Annotated in this window: 11 protein-coding genes; 6 read left to right on the top strand and 5 right to left on the bottom strand. The window is 27.4% G+C overall.

Annotated elements, in window-relative coordinates:
* Positions 1 to 123 precede the first annotated feature (123 nt).
* Genes D9T19_RS01350 through D9T19_RS01375 form a run of 6 tightly spaced genes read left to right on the top strand, consistent with a single transcriptional unit; the run spans position 124 to position 8,694 of the window.
* On the top strand, positions 124 to 2,445 hold the full coding sequence (locus tag D9T19_RS01350; RefSeq protein ID WP_121626399.1) for a TolC family protein: 2,322 nt from the start codon (positions 124 to 126) through the stop codon (positions 2,443 to 2,445).
* A gap of 7 nt (positions 2,446 to 2,452) precedes the next feature.
* The gene (locus tag D9T19_RS01355; protein ID WP_121626400.1) at positions 2,453 to 3,430 is read left to right on the top strand and encodes an HlyD family secretion protein; all 978 of its coding nucleotides are present in this window, start codon (positions 2,453 to 2,455) and stop codon (positions 3,428 to 3,430) included.
* A gap of 2 nt (positions 3,431 to 3,432) precedes the next feature.
* Positions 3,433 to 6,150: a ribosome-associated ATPase/putative transporter RbbA gene (rbbA, locus tag D9T19_RS01360; RefSeq protein ID WP_121626401.1), complete on the top strand. Its 2,718-nt coding sequence runs from the start codon at positions 3,433 to 3,435 to the stop codon at positions 6,148 to 6,150.
* Complete coding sequence (locus D9T19_RS01365) at positions 6,150 to 7,268, top strand: ABC transporter permease (RefSeq protein ID WP_121626402.1); 1,119 nt, start codon at positions 6,150 to 6,152, stop codon at positions 7,266 to 7,268. The genes rbbA and D9T19_RS01365 overlap by 1 nt, the downstream gene beginning before the upstream one ends.
* The gene (gene ppk2 / locus D9T19_RS01370) at positions 7,265 to 8,026 is read left to right on the top strand and encodes a polyphosphate kinase 2 (RefSeq protein ID WP_121626403.1); all 762 of its coding nucleotides are present in this window, start codon (positions 7,265 to 7,267) and stop codon (positions 8,024 to 8,026) included. The genes D9T19_RS01365 and ppk2 overlap by 4 nt, the downstream gene beginning before the upstream one ends.
* A gap of 11 nt (positions 8,027 to 8,037) precedes the next feature.
* Positions 8,038 to 8,694 carry a TetR/AcrR family transcriptional regulator gene (locus tag D9T19_RS01375; protein WP_121626404.1) on the top strand — a complete coding sequence of 219 codons (657 nt, stop codon included), beginning with the start codon at positions 8,038 to 8,040 and terminating at the stop codon, positions 8,692 to 8,694.
* Here D9T19_RS01375 and hypF read toward each other — a convergent pair.
* The 5 genes from hypF to D9T19_RS01400 are packed head-to-tail and all read right to left on the bottom strand — an operon-like array spanning position 8,663 to position 15,867.
* Positions 8,663 to 10,906 (bottom strand): carbamoyltransferase HypF, encoded by a 2,244-nt coding sequence (gene hypF, locus D9T19_RS01380; RefSeq protein ID WP_121626405.1) that lies wholly within the window; start codon positions 10,904 to 10,906, stop codon positions 8,663 to 8,665. The two genes, D9T19_RS01375 and hypF, sit on opposite strands and share 32 nt — an antisense overlap.
* A gap of 7 nt (positions 10,907 to 10,913) precedes the next feature.
* Positions 10,914 to 11,795: a VIT1/CCC1 transporter family protein gene (locus D9T19_RS01385; RefSeq protein ID WP_121626406.1), complete on the bottom strand. Its 882-nt coding sequence runs from the start codon at positions 11,793 to 11,795 to the stop codon at positions 10,914 to 10,916.
* 9 nt (positions 11,796 to 11,804) lie between these two features.
* Entirely contained in the window at positions 11,805 to 13,721 is a 1,917-nt protein-coding gene (locus tag D9T19_RS01390) for a TIGR00341 family protein (RefSeq protein WP_121626407.1), read from the bottom strand.
* A gap of 42 nt (positions 13,722 to 13,763) precedes the next feature.
* Positions 13,764 to 15,314: a Kae1-like domain-containing protein gene (locus D9T19_RS01395; protein ID WP_228197940.1), complete on the bottom strand. Its 1,551-nt coding sequence runs from the start codon at positions 15,312 to 15,314 to the stop codon at positions 13,764 to 13,766.
* The gene (locus tag D9T19_RS01400) at positions 15,280 to 15,867 is read right to left on the bottom strand and encodes a HyaD/HybD family hydrogenase maturation endopeptidase (RefSeq protein WP_121626409.1); all 588 of its coding nucleotides are present in this window, start codon (positions 15,865 to 15,867) and stop codon (positions 15,280 to 15,282) included. Before D9T19_RS01400 ends, D9T19_RS01395 begins: the two co-directional genes overlap by 35 nt.
* Positions 15,868 to 15,895: the final 28 nt, after the last annotated feature.

The raw sequence follows: 15,895 nt of genomic DNA on the forward strand, positions 1-15,895 counted from the left end.
TCCTAATTTTTCGCTGATAATATCATATACTTATTTATAAGCTTATGATTTAAATTATTTCTTAGACTAGCTACCCTATAATTAGAACAAATGTTCTAAACTTTATATCTAAAAAGGAGAACGATGAAAAAGTTAATAATTTCACTGTTTCTAATGAGTTTTTTTCTACTAACACTTGAAGCTTCTGTTAATATTGCAGTTTTAAGTGATAGCAAAAGTCAATTCAAAAAAGAGACAGCTCTAAAACTTAAACAAGAACTACAAGACCTAACAAATGGTGAATTTAAAATAAGCTTTCCAAGATCAAAGCAATTCTATGGAGATTTTTCTACTGTTGATTTGAAAAAGCACCTAAAAGATTTACAAGAAGATTCTAAAGTAGATATGATTATTACTATTGGTTTACGTGCAAGCCAAATAGCTCGTAAAAGCAAACTACAAAACAAAGCAGTTTTTGCTCCTTTTATTTTTCAAACTATTACACCTAAAAAAGATGAAAGTGGAATAAAAAACTTTAATTATTTAAGAGTTGATATATCATTTAAAGATGAACTTGAAAGATTTTTAGAAGTTACAAATTTTTCAAACTTATCTATTATGATAGATGAAGATCTTTATCAAAGTTTTCCAAAAGCAATAAAACATATTAAAACTATTGCAAATGAAAAAAGAATTAATCTTAATTTTATTCGTCAAAAAAATCCAAATGATAACTTGATAGATAAAATTCCTACAAACAGTGATGCAATTATGATTGCAGCTCTTCCACAAATAACTAAAAAGGCAAAAGAAGAACTAATAAATGGATTGATTTTGAAAAAACTCCCTTCTTATAGTTTAACACCTGAAATTAATGTTGAAGAAGGGATTTTAGCTTCATCTATAAATCAAGATAAATTTAAAAGACGTTTAAGAAAACTTAGTTTAAATATCCAAGCGGTACTTCGTGGAGAAAAAGCTAGTAAACAAGATATTTTATTTAAAGAAAAGCATAATCTTACAATTAATATGCAAACAGCTAGAAGTATTGATGTTTATCCAAATTTTAAACTATTAAGAGATATTAAACTTTTAAATGAAGAACAAAAGAATATTAAAGCTTTAACATTAGAACAAATAGCAAAAGAAGCAGTTCAAAATAATTTATCTATCATAAGTGGAAAATTAGGTGTTAAAGCAAGTGAACAAACAATTGAAGAGGTAAAATCTGTATTTTATCCACAAATTACAGCTAGCTTGGATTATTCACAATTAAATGATGATAATATCTATGTTGAAACTGGTTTTTATGCGCAAAAAACTTCAGAAGCTTCTATTAGCTTACAACAAATACTCTTTTCTGAAAAAGCCCTAGCAAACTTAGAAATACAAAAAGAGTTACAAATATCAAAAGAAGCACAGCAAGAAGCACTAGAATTGGAAGTAATAAAACAAGCTACAACACTTTATTTAAAAGTATTAGTAAGTAAAACTTATACAAAAATTGCAAGTGATAATTTAGCTCTAACACAAAGAAATCTTAAACTTGCAAAAAGTCGTGTTTCATCAGGTGCATCAGATCGTTCGGATCTTTATTATTGGGAAAGTAAAATAAGTAGTACAAAACAAAATCTTTTAGATGCAAAAGCAAATGTTTCAAAAGTTAAAGACCTTTTAAAACGTATTTTACATCGTCCTTTAGAAGAAAATATTTCTATTGCTTCAATCAGTCTTGAACAATTACATAAATTAATAGGAAATCAACGACTTATAAAAGAAGTGGCAAATGAAAAAAGCTATAAACAAATGGCAAACTTTTTTATTAAACACGCACTAAAAAATGCACCTGAATTAAAAAGTCTAAATGCTAATTTATCAGCTCAAAGAAGACAACTTTTATCACAAGAACGTGATTATTATACACCTAGTGTGATTTTAGCTGGTGAAGTAAATCATGTTTTTGATGAACAAAGAACAATAGATAGCTTTTCTCTTGAAAATGATACAAACTGGCAAGCTGTTGTTAAACTTTCATTACCACTTTATGAAGGTGGTGCAAAAAATGCTAGAAAACAACGAACGCAATTACAATTACAACAGCTTCAATCAAAATATTTAGACCAAATAGAGGGCATAAAAAGAAATATCTGGGAAGATATGCACGCTATAAAAGCTAGTTATCCTTCTATTGAATTATCAAAACAAGCCGCACAATCTGCACAAAAAAGTTTTGAACTTATAAGTGCAAACTATGCAAAAGGAACACGAGCTATGACTGACCTTTTGATTTCACAAAATGCAAAACTAGCAGCAGATAGTGCATCAGCAAATGCGGTATATCAATTTTTAATTGATTTTACAAAACTACAACGAGATATTGCTTCTTTTGATTTTTTCCTTAACCGTAAGGGATATAATACATTAGCTCATACTTTAGAAACAACACTTAAAACAAATAAGGAGTAAGTCTTTTATGAAAAAAATTATCTATCTTATACTTATAGTAATAGTTGCCATTGGTGCTAAATTTGCTTATGATTATATGAATAAACCTTCAGCTTTAGAGGGATTTGCCTTTGGTAATGGAAGAATAGAGACAACGCAAGTTGATATTTCTACTAAACTTCCAGGAAGACTAGAATCTGTTTTAGTTAAAGAAGGTGATATGGTAAAAAAAGGTGATGTTCTTGCACGACTTGATAGTAATGAACTAAATGCAAAATTATCACAAGCAAAAGCTCAAGTTGAACAAACAAAACAACAAAAAAACTATGCACTTGCACTTGTACGTGAAAGTCAAAGTACATTAAATTATAGTAAAAAAAATCTAGCACGTGCAAAAGCACTTTATATAGATGATAATATTCCTTTAGCTAACTTACAAGAAAGTCAAACAGCAGTAGAACGTGCTAAAGCAGCCTTAGAAGCTGCAAAAGTACAAGTAATAAGTGCTGATGCTAGTATTAAAGCAGCACAAGCACAAGTTAAAACTATTCAAGTAAATATAGATGATAGTACACTTTATTCACCTATTAACGGAAGAGTACTTTATCGTTTAGTAGAAGAAGGTGAAGTTGTAGGAAGTGGTGGAAAAATTCTTTCAGTTTTAGAACTTACTGATACTTTTATGACTATATTTTTACCTACATCTCAAGCTGGTTTAGTTGATATTGGTTCAAAAGCACGTATAGTATTAGATGCTTTACCTAATCTTGCAATTCCTGCAACAGTTAGTTTTATCTCTCCTCAAGCACAATTTACACCAAAAGAGATTGAAACACAAAGTGAGCGAGAAAAATTAATGTTTCGTGTAAAAGTTAAAATAAACCCTCTTTTACTTTCACAACATCTTAAAAAAATAAAAACAGGTCTTCCAGGAATTGCATATATTCGTTTAGATGAAACTAAACCTTGGCCACAAATGCTTAGTAATGTAGCGAAAATCAAATAATTATGAACACTGTAGCCAAACTAAGCCATGTAACACACCGTTATGGTAAAGATATAGCTATTGATGATATTAGCTTAGATATTCCATCTGGTTGTATGCTTGGATTAATTGGACCAGATGGTGTTGGTAAATCTTCAGTCTTAGCTCTTATTTCAGGAGTTAGAAAACTACAAAGTGGAAATATTCAAGTATTAGATGTTGATATTAATAATAAAAAACAAAGAAATAATATTTGTCCAAGAATTGCATATATGCCACAAGGACTTGGTAAAAACCTTTATATGTCACTTTCTGTTTATGAAAATATTGAGTTTTTTGCACGTCTTTTTGAACAAGATAAAAAACAAAGAACTGCCAGAATTGAAATGCTACTTGAAAGTACAGGTCTTTTAAACTTCAAAAATAGACCAGCAGGAAAACTTTCAGGTGGAATGAAACAAAAGCTAGGACTTTGTTGCGCACTTATTCATGACCCTGATTTACTAATACTAGATGAACCAACTACAGGAGTTGACCCACTTTCACGTAGACAATTTTGGACACTTATAGATAAAATACGTAGCAATAGAAAAGATATGAGTGTTTTAGTTGCTACTGCTTATATGGAAGAAGCCCAACAGTTTGATTATCTTATTGCAATGGATGATGGAAAAGTGCTTTATACAGGTAGCCCAAAAACATTAAAAGAACAAACAAAAAGTGATGATCTTGATGCTGCTTTTATAGCCCTACTTCCAGAGGAAAAACGCTCAAATCATAAAAAGCTTGTAGTTCCTCCTTATAAAGATAATCAATCTGACTATGCTATAGTTGCTGAAAATTTAACTATGAAATTTGGTGATTTTACAGCAGTTGACCATGTTAATTTCAAAATTAGAAAAGGTGAAATATTTGGATTTTTAGGCTCAAATGGTTGTGGAAAAACTACTACAATGAAAATGCTTACAGGACTTATTGCACCAAGTGAAGGGAAAGCATGGTTATTTGGAAAAGCTGCTAATAGTCGGGATTTAGAAATTCGTAAAAATGTTGGATTTATGACACAAGCTTTTTCTCTTTACTCTGAATTAACTGTTTATCAAAATCTTCTTTTACATGCACAACTTTTTCATATAGAAAAGGAAAAAATAGAGCCTAGAATAGAAGAAATGTTAGTACGTTTTGATTTAGAAGAATATAAAAAAAGTTTTGCTTCTAGTTTACCACTTGGTATTAGACAGCGTTTATCTTTGGCTGTTGCAGTAATTCATAAACCGCAAATGCTTATTCTTGATGAACCAACTTCAGGAGTTGACCCAATTTCACGTGATAACTTTTGGGAATTATTAATTGATTTAGCAAGAAATGATGGTGTTACTATTTTTATTTCAACACACTTTATGAATGAAGGTGAGCGTTGTGATCGAATATCATTGATGCACCAAGGTAAAGTTCTTGATAGTGATACACCAAAAGCACTTACTTTAAAAAGAGGGAAAGATAAGCTTGAAGATGCATTTATTGAATATCTTGAAGAAGCTAGTCAAGAGAAAATAACAAATACCGAAGTTAAAATCTCACAAACAAGTCAAAGTAAACAAACTAAAAGAAAATATTTTAGTTTTGATAGACTCTTTGGATATAGCTATAGAGAATCTTTAGAACTAATTCGTGATCCAATACGTTTGACGTTTGCACTTGTAGGAATGATATTTTTACTCTTTATTATGGGTTATGGTATTACTATGGATGTAGAGGACTTACATTTTTCAGCACTTGATAATGATAAAAGTCCACAAAGTAGAGACTATATTCAAAATATTTCTGGTTCGCGTTATTTTATTGAACAAAAAGAGTTATCTTCACAATCTGAACTTGATTTACGTATGAAAAGTGGAGAATTAGCTGTTGCTATTGTTATCCCTCCAGGATTTGGTAAAAAACTACTCCGTGGAGAATCTGTAGAAGTTTCAGCTTGGGTGGATGGTGCGATGCCTTTTAGAGCCGAGACAATTAGCGGTTATTTATTAGGAATGCATTATGATTATATTCAAAAATTAGTTATGCAAACTTATGGAATAACACCAGCACTTAGTTCGGCAAATATTGAAATGAGATATTGGTATAATCCTGATTTTAAAAGTATTTTTGCAATGGTTCCTGCTGTTATTCCTATTTTACTTATTTTTGTACCTGCTATTTTAATGGCACTTAGTGTTGTACGAGAAAAAGAAATGGGTTCTATTACAAACTTTTATGCAACTCCTGTTACAAAACTAGAATTTTTAATTGGTAAACAATTACCATATATATTAGTAAGTATGATAGGATTCTTTGGCTTGCTCTGTCTTGCTGTTTGGGTTTTTGCTGTGCCTATTAAAGGAAGTTTAATAACCTTTAGTTTTGCAGCATTACTTTATATTATTACAACTACAGGATTGGGTTTACTTATTTCTTCTTTTGCTAAAACGCAAATTGCAGCATTAGCAGGAACGGCGATATTAACACTTATTCCTACTATTAACTTTTCAGGACTAAAAGATCCTGTTAGTTCACTTGAAGGAATTGGTGCAATTATTGGTGCAATATTTCCTGTAACATATTTTATTAATATTAGTAGAGGACTTTTTAGTAAAGCTGTTGAAATATCTGCACTTTATCATGATTTATTAGCCTTATTTATTGCAATAATTATAATTACTCTTAGTAGTATTTTATTACTAAAAAAACAGGAGTTATAATGATAAAGCATTTAAAAAATATTTTTCGTCTTGGAATTAAAGAGTTTCAAACATTATGGCGTGATAAAGTAATGGTAATTTTAATTGCTTATATTTTCTCTTTTGCTATTTATATTGATGCTACCTCAACATCTGTAGAAATTCATAATGCCTCTATTGTTTTTGTTGACCAAGATCATTCATCTCTTTCTGTACGCATTGTAGATGCATTTTATCCTCCACGTTTTAAAAAAGAAGGTATTGTTTCACAAAAAGAAGCAGATAATGGAATGGATGAAGGGACATATACCTTTGCTGTTATAATTCCTTCTGGTTTTGAGAAAAAGATAATTAATGGTAAAATAGCCAATTTACAACTAAATATTGATGCAACACGTATGACGCAAGCTGGTATTGGTGCTGGATATATTCAACAAATAATTTCAAAAGAAGTAAATGTATTTTTACAAAAACCTACAACAGTTTTACCTATTAATCTAATAACAAGAATGAAATATAATCCAAATTTACAAAGTACTTGGTTTGGTAGTGTAATGGCAATTATCAATTATATTTCAATGCTTTCAATTATGCTAGCAGGTGCTGCACTTATTAGAGAAAGAGAACACGGAACACTTGAACATCTTATGGTTTTACCTATTAATGCTACTGAAATTATGCTTGCTAAAGTATGGTCAATGGGACTTGTAGTACTTGTAGCTGTTATTTTCGCATTACAATTTATTGTTCAAGGAGTATTAGATGTACCAATAGCTGGTTCTATTCCTCTATTTTTATTAGGAACTACCTTAATTTTATTTGCTACTACATCTATGGGGATTTTTATGGGAACGGTTGCACGAACAATGCCTCAATTTGGTTTGATATTTATTATGACAATTATTCCTATTATGATTCTTTCAGGAACATTAACACCATTTGAAAGTATGCCCAAGGCTTTACAATATTTAATGCACCTAGTTCCAACGAGTCATTTTGTTGATTTTGCACAGGCGGTACTTTATAGAGGTGCTGGTTTTAATGTAGTATGGATAGATATGTTATGGATTTTATTAATTGGTATAGTATTTTTTCTTTTAACATTGATGATATTTAGAAAAAGTTTGGAGTCTGAATGAAAAATAAAAAAACATATAAAAAAGAGCTTTATGATTTACAAGTTGAGTTAGTAAAGTATCAAAGTTATGTAATTAAAAAACAACTAAAAGTTTGCTTACTTTTTGAAGGTAGAGATACAGCAGGAAAAGATGGAACTATAAAACGTTTTACTGAACATTTAAGTCCTAGAGAAGCTAGAGTTGTTGCACTAAATAAACCTTCAAATAGAGATACAAAATCTTGGTATTTTCAACGATATGTTCCGCATTTACCAGAAGATGGTGAAATAGTTTTTTTTAATCGTAGTTGGTATAATCGTGCTGGAGTTGAAAAAGTTATGGGTTTTTGTACTCAAGAGCAGTATGTAAGATTTATGCAAGAAGTTGGTAGCTTTGAACATTTATTAACACATTCTCAAATTCATTTTTTCAAGTACTATCTTGATATTTCCAAAAATGCACAAAAACAACGACTTGCCTCAAGAAGAAAAGACCCACTAAAACAATGGAAAATAAGCCCAATTGATAATAAAGCACAAAGTATGTGGAATGATTATTCAAAAGCTAGAGATGCAATGTTTAGTAAAACAAGTTTCATCTATGCACCTTGGTATATTGTTCATACTGATTGTAAGAAAAAAGCTCGTATCAATGTTATTAAACACTTTTTAAGTCATGTAGAATATCCAAATAAAGATGAGGAAAAACTCATTTATGATACTAATATAGTTTTTAAATTCAATGTCAAATATTATGAACAAGATTTAATAACAAAATAGAAAGAACATATATGTCAAAACGAAAAAATAATATTATTGAAACATCTATTAGTCTTTTTAATAAAAAAGGTTATATGAATACTTCTACACGACATATTGCTCAGAGTATGAATATTAGTGTAGGAAATCTTTACTATTATTTTAAAAATAAAGAAGATATTTTAATTGAGATTTTCAATCATTTTATTGATGAAATTCTTTATGAAGTAAAAAAGATAAATTTCCAAGAAGATACTATGTTTCTTTTTGAAAATCTTTTGATTAATAATTATCAAATAGAACGTAAGTATGCTTTTTTAACTATAGAGATTAATACAATTATTATGAGTAATCCAAACTTTAGAAAAATACGTCAAGAATCTCTTTTTTTAGAAATTGATTTATTTAAAAAGCTTATTAAACACCAAATCAAATTTGGTTATTTTATAAAGCTAGCTGAAGAAGAAATTAACTTTCTTATTTCAAATGTCTGGACTATTGCTGTTAATAGTTATACTTTTTGGTCTCTTTTAGACAAAAATATTGAAGAGAATTTAAAAAACTCAATACGCAATATTTATTACTTTTTAAAACCATATTTTACTCAAAAAAGATTGGCATTAAAAGAACCTATTAAAAGTCAAGAAGAGTTAGAGTTTAAACTTGATGATATATCTGCCCTACACTAATTCCACCATCATTTAAAGGAATTTTTTTACTATAATAAAACTCTCTATCTTCTTTTTCTAATTTGTCAATTAATATTTCTAATAATGTTTTATTTTGAAAAACTCCTCCACTTAAAACAAGAGGTAAATCTTTATAATTATTTGCAATATCTAAAATTATATTTACTAATGTATTTATAAATTTTGAACAAATTATTTTAGGATTTGATTCAAGTACTATCTCTTTAATCATTTTTTTAATATCAATTTGATTATCAGTTATTTCATAAGTAAAAGCTTCATTTATTTTTTCATCATAATTTTTCTCACATTGAAGTCCTGTTTGCCCTTCATAACTTTGAGTATGTAAGATATTAGCAAAAGATGCAATAGCATCAAATAAACGCCCTATTGAGCTTGTAAGTGGTGAGTTTAATCCTTTTTGCCACATTGTATAAAGCATTTTAATTTCATTTGTTTTAAAAGCTTTTACACAAGGAATTTCTAAAGATAACACTTCTTCTAAACTAAAGCTATCAAATAAAAGTGAAAGTGCCACTCTTTTTGGTTCTTTTACAGCTTTTTCTCCACCTAATAGTTTAAAATATTTTAAATGATTTACTCTTTTATAATTTTTTCTATTTGCTAAAAAAACCTCTCCACCCCAAATATTTCCATCATCTCCATAACCTGTTCCATCAAAGGCAATTGCTAATACTTCTTTTTCGAGATTATATTCAGCCATAGTTGAAAGAATATGAGCATAATGATGTTGTACTTGGATTAAACCTAATGAAGGGTTTTCTTGTTTTAATTTTAAAGCATATTTTGTAGACTCATAATTTGGATGCTTATCACAAACTATAGTGTCAGGTTCAAAATCGTAAAAATCTTTAAATGTTTGTATTGTTCGCTTTAAATACTCTATAGAGTCTATAGAGTTTAAATCACCAATATAAGGTGATAAAATTATATTATCTTCAAAAGCTAAACTAATAGTAGATTTTTGATTTGCACCTAAGGCTAATATCTTTTTTGATGTTTTTTTTTGATGTTTTAAAGCTGTTGGTGTATAAGCTCTTGCATTTCTTAATTTACTAATATCATTTTTGACAATTTGTATAACAGAATCATCACAGGCATTTATAATATCTCTATTAAAATCTAATACATAATCAACTGTATTGGCTAATTTTTCCAAGATTTCATCTTTGAATCTTATAATTGGTTCATCTTTTAAATTTGCACTAGTTGCTACAATTGGATTATCTAAATATCTAAATAATAAATGATGAACAGCAGTATAAGCTATAAAACAACCTAAATGATTAATATTAGGGGCTAGGCATTCACAAAGTATTGTATTTTGTTTTTTCTTTACTAAAACTATTGGTTTTTCTTTTGAGTTTAAAACCTCTTCTTCTTTTATAGATATATTTGCATTATTTTTAATACTATTAATATCTTTAAACATTACAGCAAATGGTTTATTTGGTCTATTTTTACGATTTCTTAATTCATTTATAGCTTTTTCATTTGTCGCATCACAAATAATATGAAAACCACCTAATCCTTTAATAGCAACTATACTTCCTTTATTTACTAAGTGTGCTATTTGTTTTATTGCATCTATATCTTGACTTATTAATTCATTATAATTATTATATAAACTTACATTTGGACCACAAAAAGAACAAGAAACTGGTTGTGCATGGTATCTTCTATTTGTAGGGTCTTTATACTCTTTTGCACATTTATCACATAAGTCAAATTCACTCATTGAGGTGTTTTTTCTATCATAAGGAATTGTTTTGATAATTGAATATCTAGGTCCACAATTTGTACAGTTTGTTAAAGCATAGTTATATCTAAAATTATTTTTATCATTAATATCTGCAATACAATCATCACAAATAGCCATATCAGGCAAAATCATTGTAGATTTATTATTTGAGTTTGTACTTTGGATTATCTCAAAAGATTTATATTCTTTTTGTGAACTTATTATTTCATATTTTATATCATCTATTTTAGCTAATTTTAAAGAATTATTTTCAAGTTCAAAAATAAAATCCTTAAAGCTTTTATCATCACAATAAAGAAGAATATTTACACCTTTGTCATCATTATTTACCCAACCGTTTATATTATATTTTAAAGCTAAATTATAAACAAAAGGACGAAAACCTACACCTTGTACAATTCCTTTTACTTGAATACTATATGAATTCATAAGCTAATTATATCTCTATTCCAAAGTAATATTTCACAATATAACCTATTAAAAATGAAATTATAGCTACTCCAAAAGTAATCATTGACATTTGTAAAACTCTTGTAGTAAAGTTTAAATCTTTTGCAACACTAATATAAAAATTATATGAAATAATGGCTAAAAATGCACAAATAAACATCATTATCAAAGAATAAGCCATTGTTTCAAAAATAAAAAATGGAGCAACTAAAATAGCTGTTGTTAAAATATATGAAACTCCTGTATAAAGAGAGTATATAATAGGTTTAATAATTTGAGATGGATTTTCTTTTGCTTCAAAATATGCTGAACCAGCCATTGATAAAGATGCTGCTATTCCCATAATCAAACCTGTAAATCCAACAACTATACTTTTATCAAAAGCTAAGGCAATTCCACTTAATGTTCCTGTTAATTCTACTAAAGCATCGTTCATACCCAAAACTATAGCCCCGGCATATACAAGCTTCTTATCCTTTAACATTTCTATTAGTTCAAGTTCATGCTCTGATTCTTGTTTGTATATTTCTCTTGATTCTGGATATATTTCAAAAAGCTCTTTATAAAATTCTTCTGCACCCTCTTCTCTTTTTTCTAAAGATTTTAATGCAAAAGAAGTTCCTAAAACTTTAACAAGAAGAATAAACCACCAAACAACAAGCTTCTGAGCTTGTATTTCTTGTTCTGTAATTTTTAACCAAAAATTATAATGTACTTTTTCTTCTTTAGCAATTTTTTCAAAAACTATTTTATTATTCTGATCATCTTGATAAGAAGCTAAAGTCATATATATAGTATAATCATTTATTTCATTTTGTTGTTGAATTAAAGCTTTTCTTAAATTCACTTTTTCTGATGTTTTGTTCATAATATTTTCCTAATCCATTTCTATTATTGGAATAATTTTTAAAACTATTTTTTTATCAACTGTTTTTTCTAACTTTTTTTTTATTATCTTATATTTATCTAAAGACAATTGATTATTAGAAATAACTTCTATATTAATAAAAATTTTATTTTCTTTATTTTCTATTGTATGAATATTTAATTCTATTTTTTCATTATTTAAAACCATAGATTTAATACTATTCAATTTATTGAAATAATCATTTTTTTCAACAACTTGCATAAATGAAAAGTATAAAGGTATTGTAATAAGTAGCATTAAAATAGATGTATAAAAAATTCCTTTTTTGGCTCTTTTTACAGGTGCAAAACCTAAAACTATAAAAGTTAAAGCAGCACTAAGAGTAATTCCTACTAGGTTTGTAATAAAAAGTAAAAAAGAACCATAAATTACTTCAATATTTCCAAGACCTATACCAATTCCTGTAACACTTAAAGGTGGAACTAATGCAACTGCAATTGCAACACCAGCTAAAGATTTGGCAACTTCTTCTTTTGAAGTAGCATAAGCACCTGCAATTCCTGAAAAAACTGCAACCATCAAATCTAATAAATTAGGATTTAATCTTCCTTGCATTTGGGATGTTATTTGCTCTAGTGGTATAAAAAAAGTATATAAACTAGAAAATAATAAAGCCATAAAAACACCAAAAACTAATGTTCTTGCACTGTTTGCTAACAAAAATGTATCAGCACGAACAACTCCCATTGATAAAGAAATAATAGGAGCCATTAAAGGTGCTAATATCATAGCCCCTATAATTACAGGTGAAGAGTTTGCAAAAAGTCCTGTAGTTGCAAGAAGTGTACTTAAAATCATTAAAATCAAATATGTATAAGAAAAATTAGCTGAATCTCTTAAACTTCCTAATAATTCTTTAAAATCATCATCACTTGCTTTTTTGAATAAAGGTAATTTACCTCCAATTAAAATACTACTTACTTCAGACTTTGGTAATGAATTTACTTTTATTACATCTTTTTCTTCTATTTGATTTCCATCATTTTTTACAATTTTTAGTAAGTTTCTACCTAAATGAATATTTAAAGAGTCTTGTAAAACTTCAACTTTAATATTTGATGATTGATATACATCCATATCATCAATCTTATAATCTAATATTTCTTTTGAAGAAATTGTAAGACTTGAAGCTTTTATAAAACCCAAACTCTTGGGTAAAGAAATTAATGAAATTTTTTGATAAAAAAAGATTGCTAATAAGTACACAACATAAGAAATCAATGAAGTAGGAGCAAGAATATAAGCATTTAACTTTCCATCATGAATAGATAATTCATCTCGTATTGCTGATTCTTGATTTGTAATGGAAGAATGTTCAAGTATCGTAATTCCAGAAGCTGCTGTTTGTATTGAGTTTTCTTTTGAAGTAGTTAGAGTATAACTTTTAAATCTAATATTTCTAAGATTATTAAAAAATATTCTGATTTTTTCAAGTCTACTATTTTCATTATAATTAAATCTATTCATTCCATGCATATCACCAATAGAAATACGATTTAAAGCAATATAATCATTACATTTTAATAAATCAATTTTACTTAAAAGCTCTAAATTAAAAGCATCTTCAATAGCTTCATTTAAATCTTTTGAAATAGCATAATTTTTTATACTATTTGAACAATTTTCATTTGGTAAGATTGCAATTGAAATATTTGTATTTAGATGATTTTGGAAAAAAGTTTTAATATTTTTATCATCTAAATATAAAAGAAAAAGAGTATCTTTTATTTTTACAGTATTTGTAAATATCTCATTAGGTGAAAATACTAATATTTCACCTTTATATTTTTCTTTTATATTCTCATAAATTTCATTAAGAATATTTTCATCTTTTTCATTTGTAATAAAATAAATATCTTTATACATTTAATTTAATCCTTTAGGATTCATATTATAGTATAAGCAATTTTAATAATCTAGTGGATACTCTTTTGGAATTAATAAATTATAATTTTTTGAAAGTGTTTTATTAACTTTTGTTAATAAAATAGAATTTCCTATCATATCTCCACAAAGTACAACATCTTTTGCTTTTGTCTCTTTTCCTATTTCATTTGCGTAATTACAAATAAATTCACTTAAACTTTCATAAAAAGAGTAACATAATGTTCCCGTATCTACATCTGCCATTTTATATGACATTATAGATTGAATTATTTTTCTATGATCTAAATAATTAACATCATCAATACTAACTAATTTCATATCAATTTGGATTCCACTTTTTACATTTACACTTAAAGCTTTATCTTCAAACTCTTTTGCATTATTAAGACCTAGAACTTTTGCACACATATTTAAAATTGATTCAAAACCATTTGTATCATCTGAAACATCTTCTTTTAAATAACTTGCAAATTTTTTTGTATAGTTTGTAATCAATCGTTCACAATGCTCATCAATTTCTGAAATCTCTTCCATACAATGTTTTACGTTATTATGCATATTTGGAATTAAAATAACATCACGAACACCTTTTCCTGGCATATTAATCGCAATTGAACTACTATTACTTTTTAAAGAAAAATATACTCCTACAGTTGGCATTAATCTTTTTGCATATTGAGCAAGAACGGCTTTATAAACTCCACCATTATCATCAAAATACTCTTTTGATGAATTATATTTTTTATTTGCCGTATAATCAAACTTAGGGAATAAGCCCTTATCTCCACGGATTATTATATTTTTATCATTAAAATATGTAATTTTTAAACCATCTTGATATACCTCATCATTTATATACAATACATAGTTAATATCTTTTTGTTTTAAAGCATTAGCAAAAAGAACAGTTTCCTTATCATCAGGAATTTTTGCATAAATAAAGTTTGTAGAAGAAAACTCTTTTTTAGCATTTTTTAAAATCTTAAATTTTAGTTTTACCAAAGGTCTTTCAATAGAACAAATAAGTTGTAAATCTTTATTACTTACATCAAATATTTCACTTAACTTATTAATATTTGTTATTAAAAGTTTTACTTCATATCCCTTTTTCTCAAAATCTTCTCTTATATCCTTATTTGGTAAGAATATGTTTTTTAAACCATTATGTGTTTCAAATCTTGAAACTTCACCTCTTGAAATACTTACAATATCATTTAAAAAATCTATATCATTTGTATCAATAATATTTTTTATAGCATCATTTGTAAGTAAAGAAAGATTTTGTTTTACATCTTTTTCTTCTAGTTCTTCAATTGAATCATCAAATTTTTCAATCACATAAGATTTTCCAATAAATATAGAAAGAGGAAGTTTCTTTTCTAAAATAAAAAAGAAATTTTCTATTTCTTCTGCTTTTGCATTAAAAGTAAGTAATATAAAACCTCTATATTGCTTACATATTGCATCGATATTAGATATTTTAATCAATTTTTCTATGATTTTCTTAAAATATCCATTTGTTGAGTTAAACTCTATTTTATAAATTAATTGCATGTCTAATATCTTCTTCATTTGGAATTCTTGTTAAATGTTCACCATTATAACTACCTATCATACTTTTTACTATATCAGGTATTGCTATATTATCAACTTTTGTAACTTTTACATCTAATGATTGTATTTCTTTTATTGCATGAGCTATAAACTCTTCAAATTTGTCTTCCATAATTTTTGTTAAACCAATTTCAACACTCATTATATCTTGAGGAACTATTCCTAAAATTGTAACATCTGCATGGGAATTTAGAGCAGATACGATTTCTAGCATTTCAACTATTTCAACTTCATGTGCAGTTTTTCGATAACTTCCTAAACCAAGGAGTACATCAGAAGGAAGTCTATATATTTCTCCTGCTTTATCTTCAATAGACACAGTATCTAAAATAATAACATTTTCATAATCTTGGAAGTATGTCATTAGTTTAAACCCTAATGTTCCACCATCTATAATTTCAATATCTCCATCTAAACTATAATTTTGTTTTATAAACTCTGAAGCATAAATACCAATACCTTCATCTTTAAAAAGCATATTCCCTACACCAATTACAATACTTTTTTTCATACTTTCCTCCTAATTGATTGAAGCTTTA

Source organism: Poseidonibacter antarcticus, assembly GCF_003667345.1.
Lineage (GTDB): Bacteria > Campylobacterota > Campylobacteria > Campylobacterales > Arcobacteraceae > Poseidonibacter > Poseidonibacter antarcticus.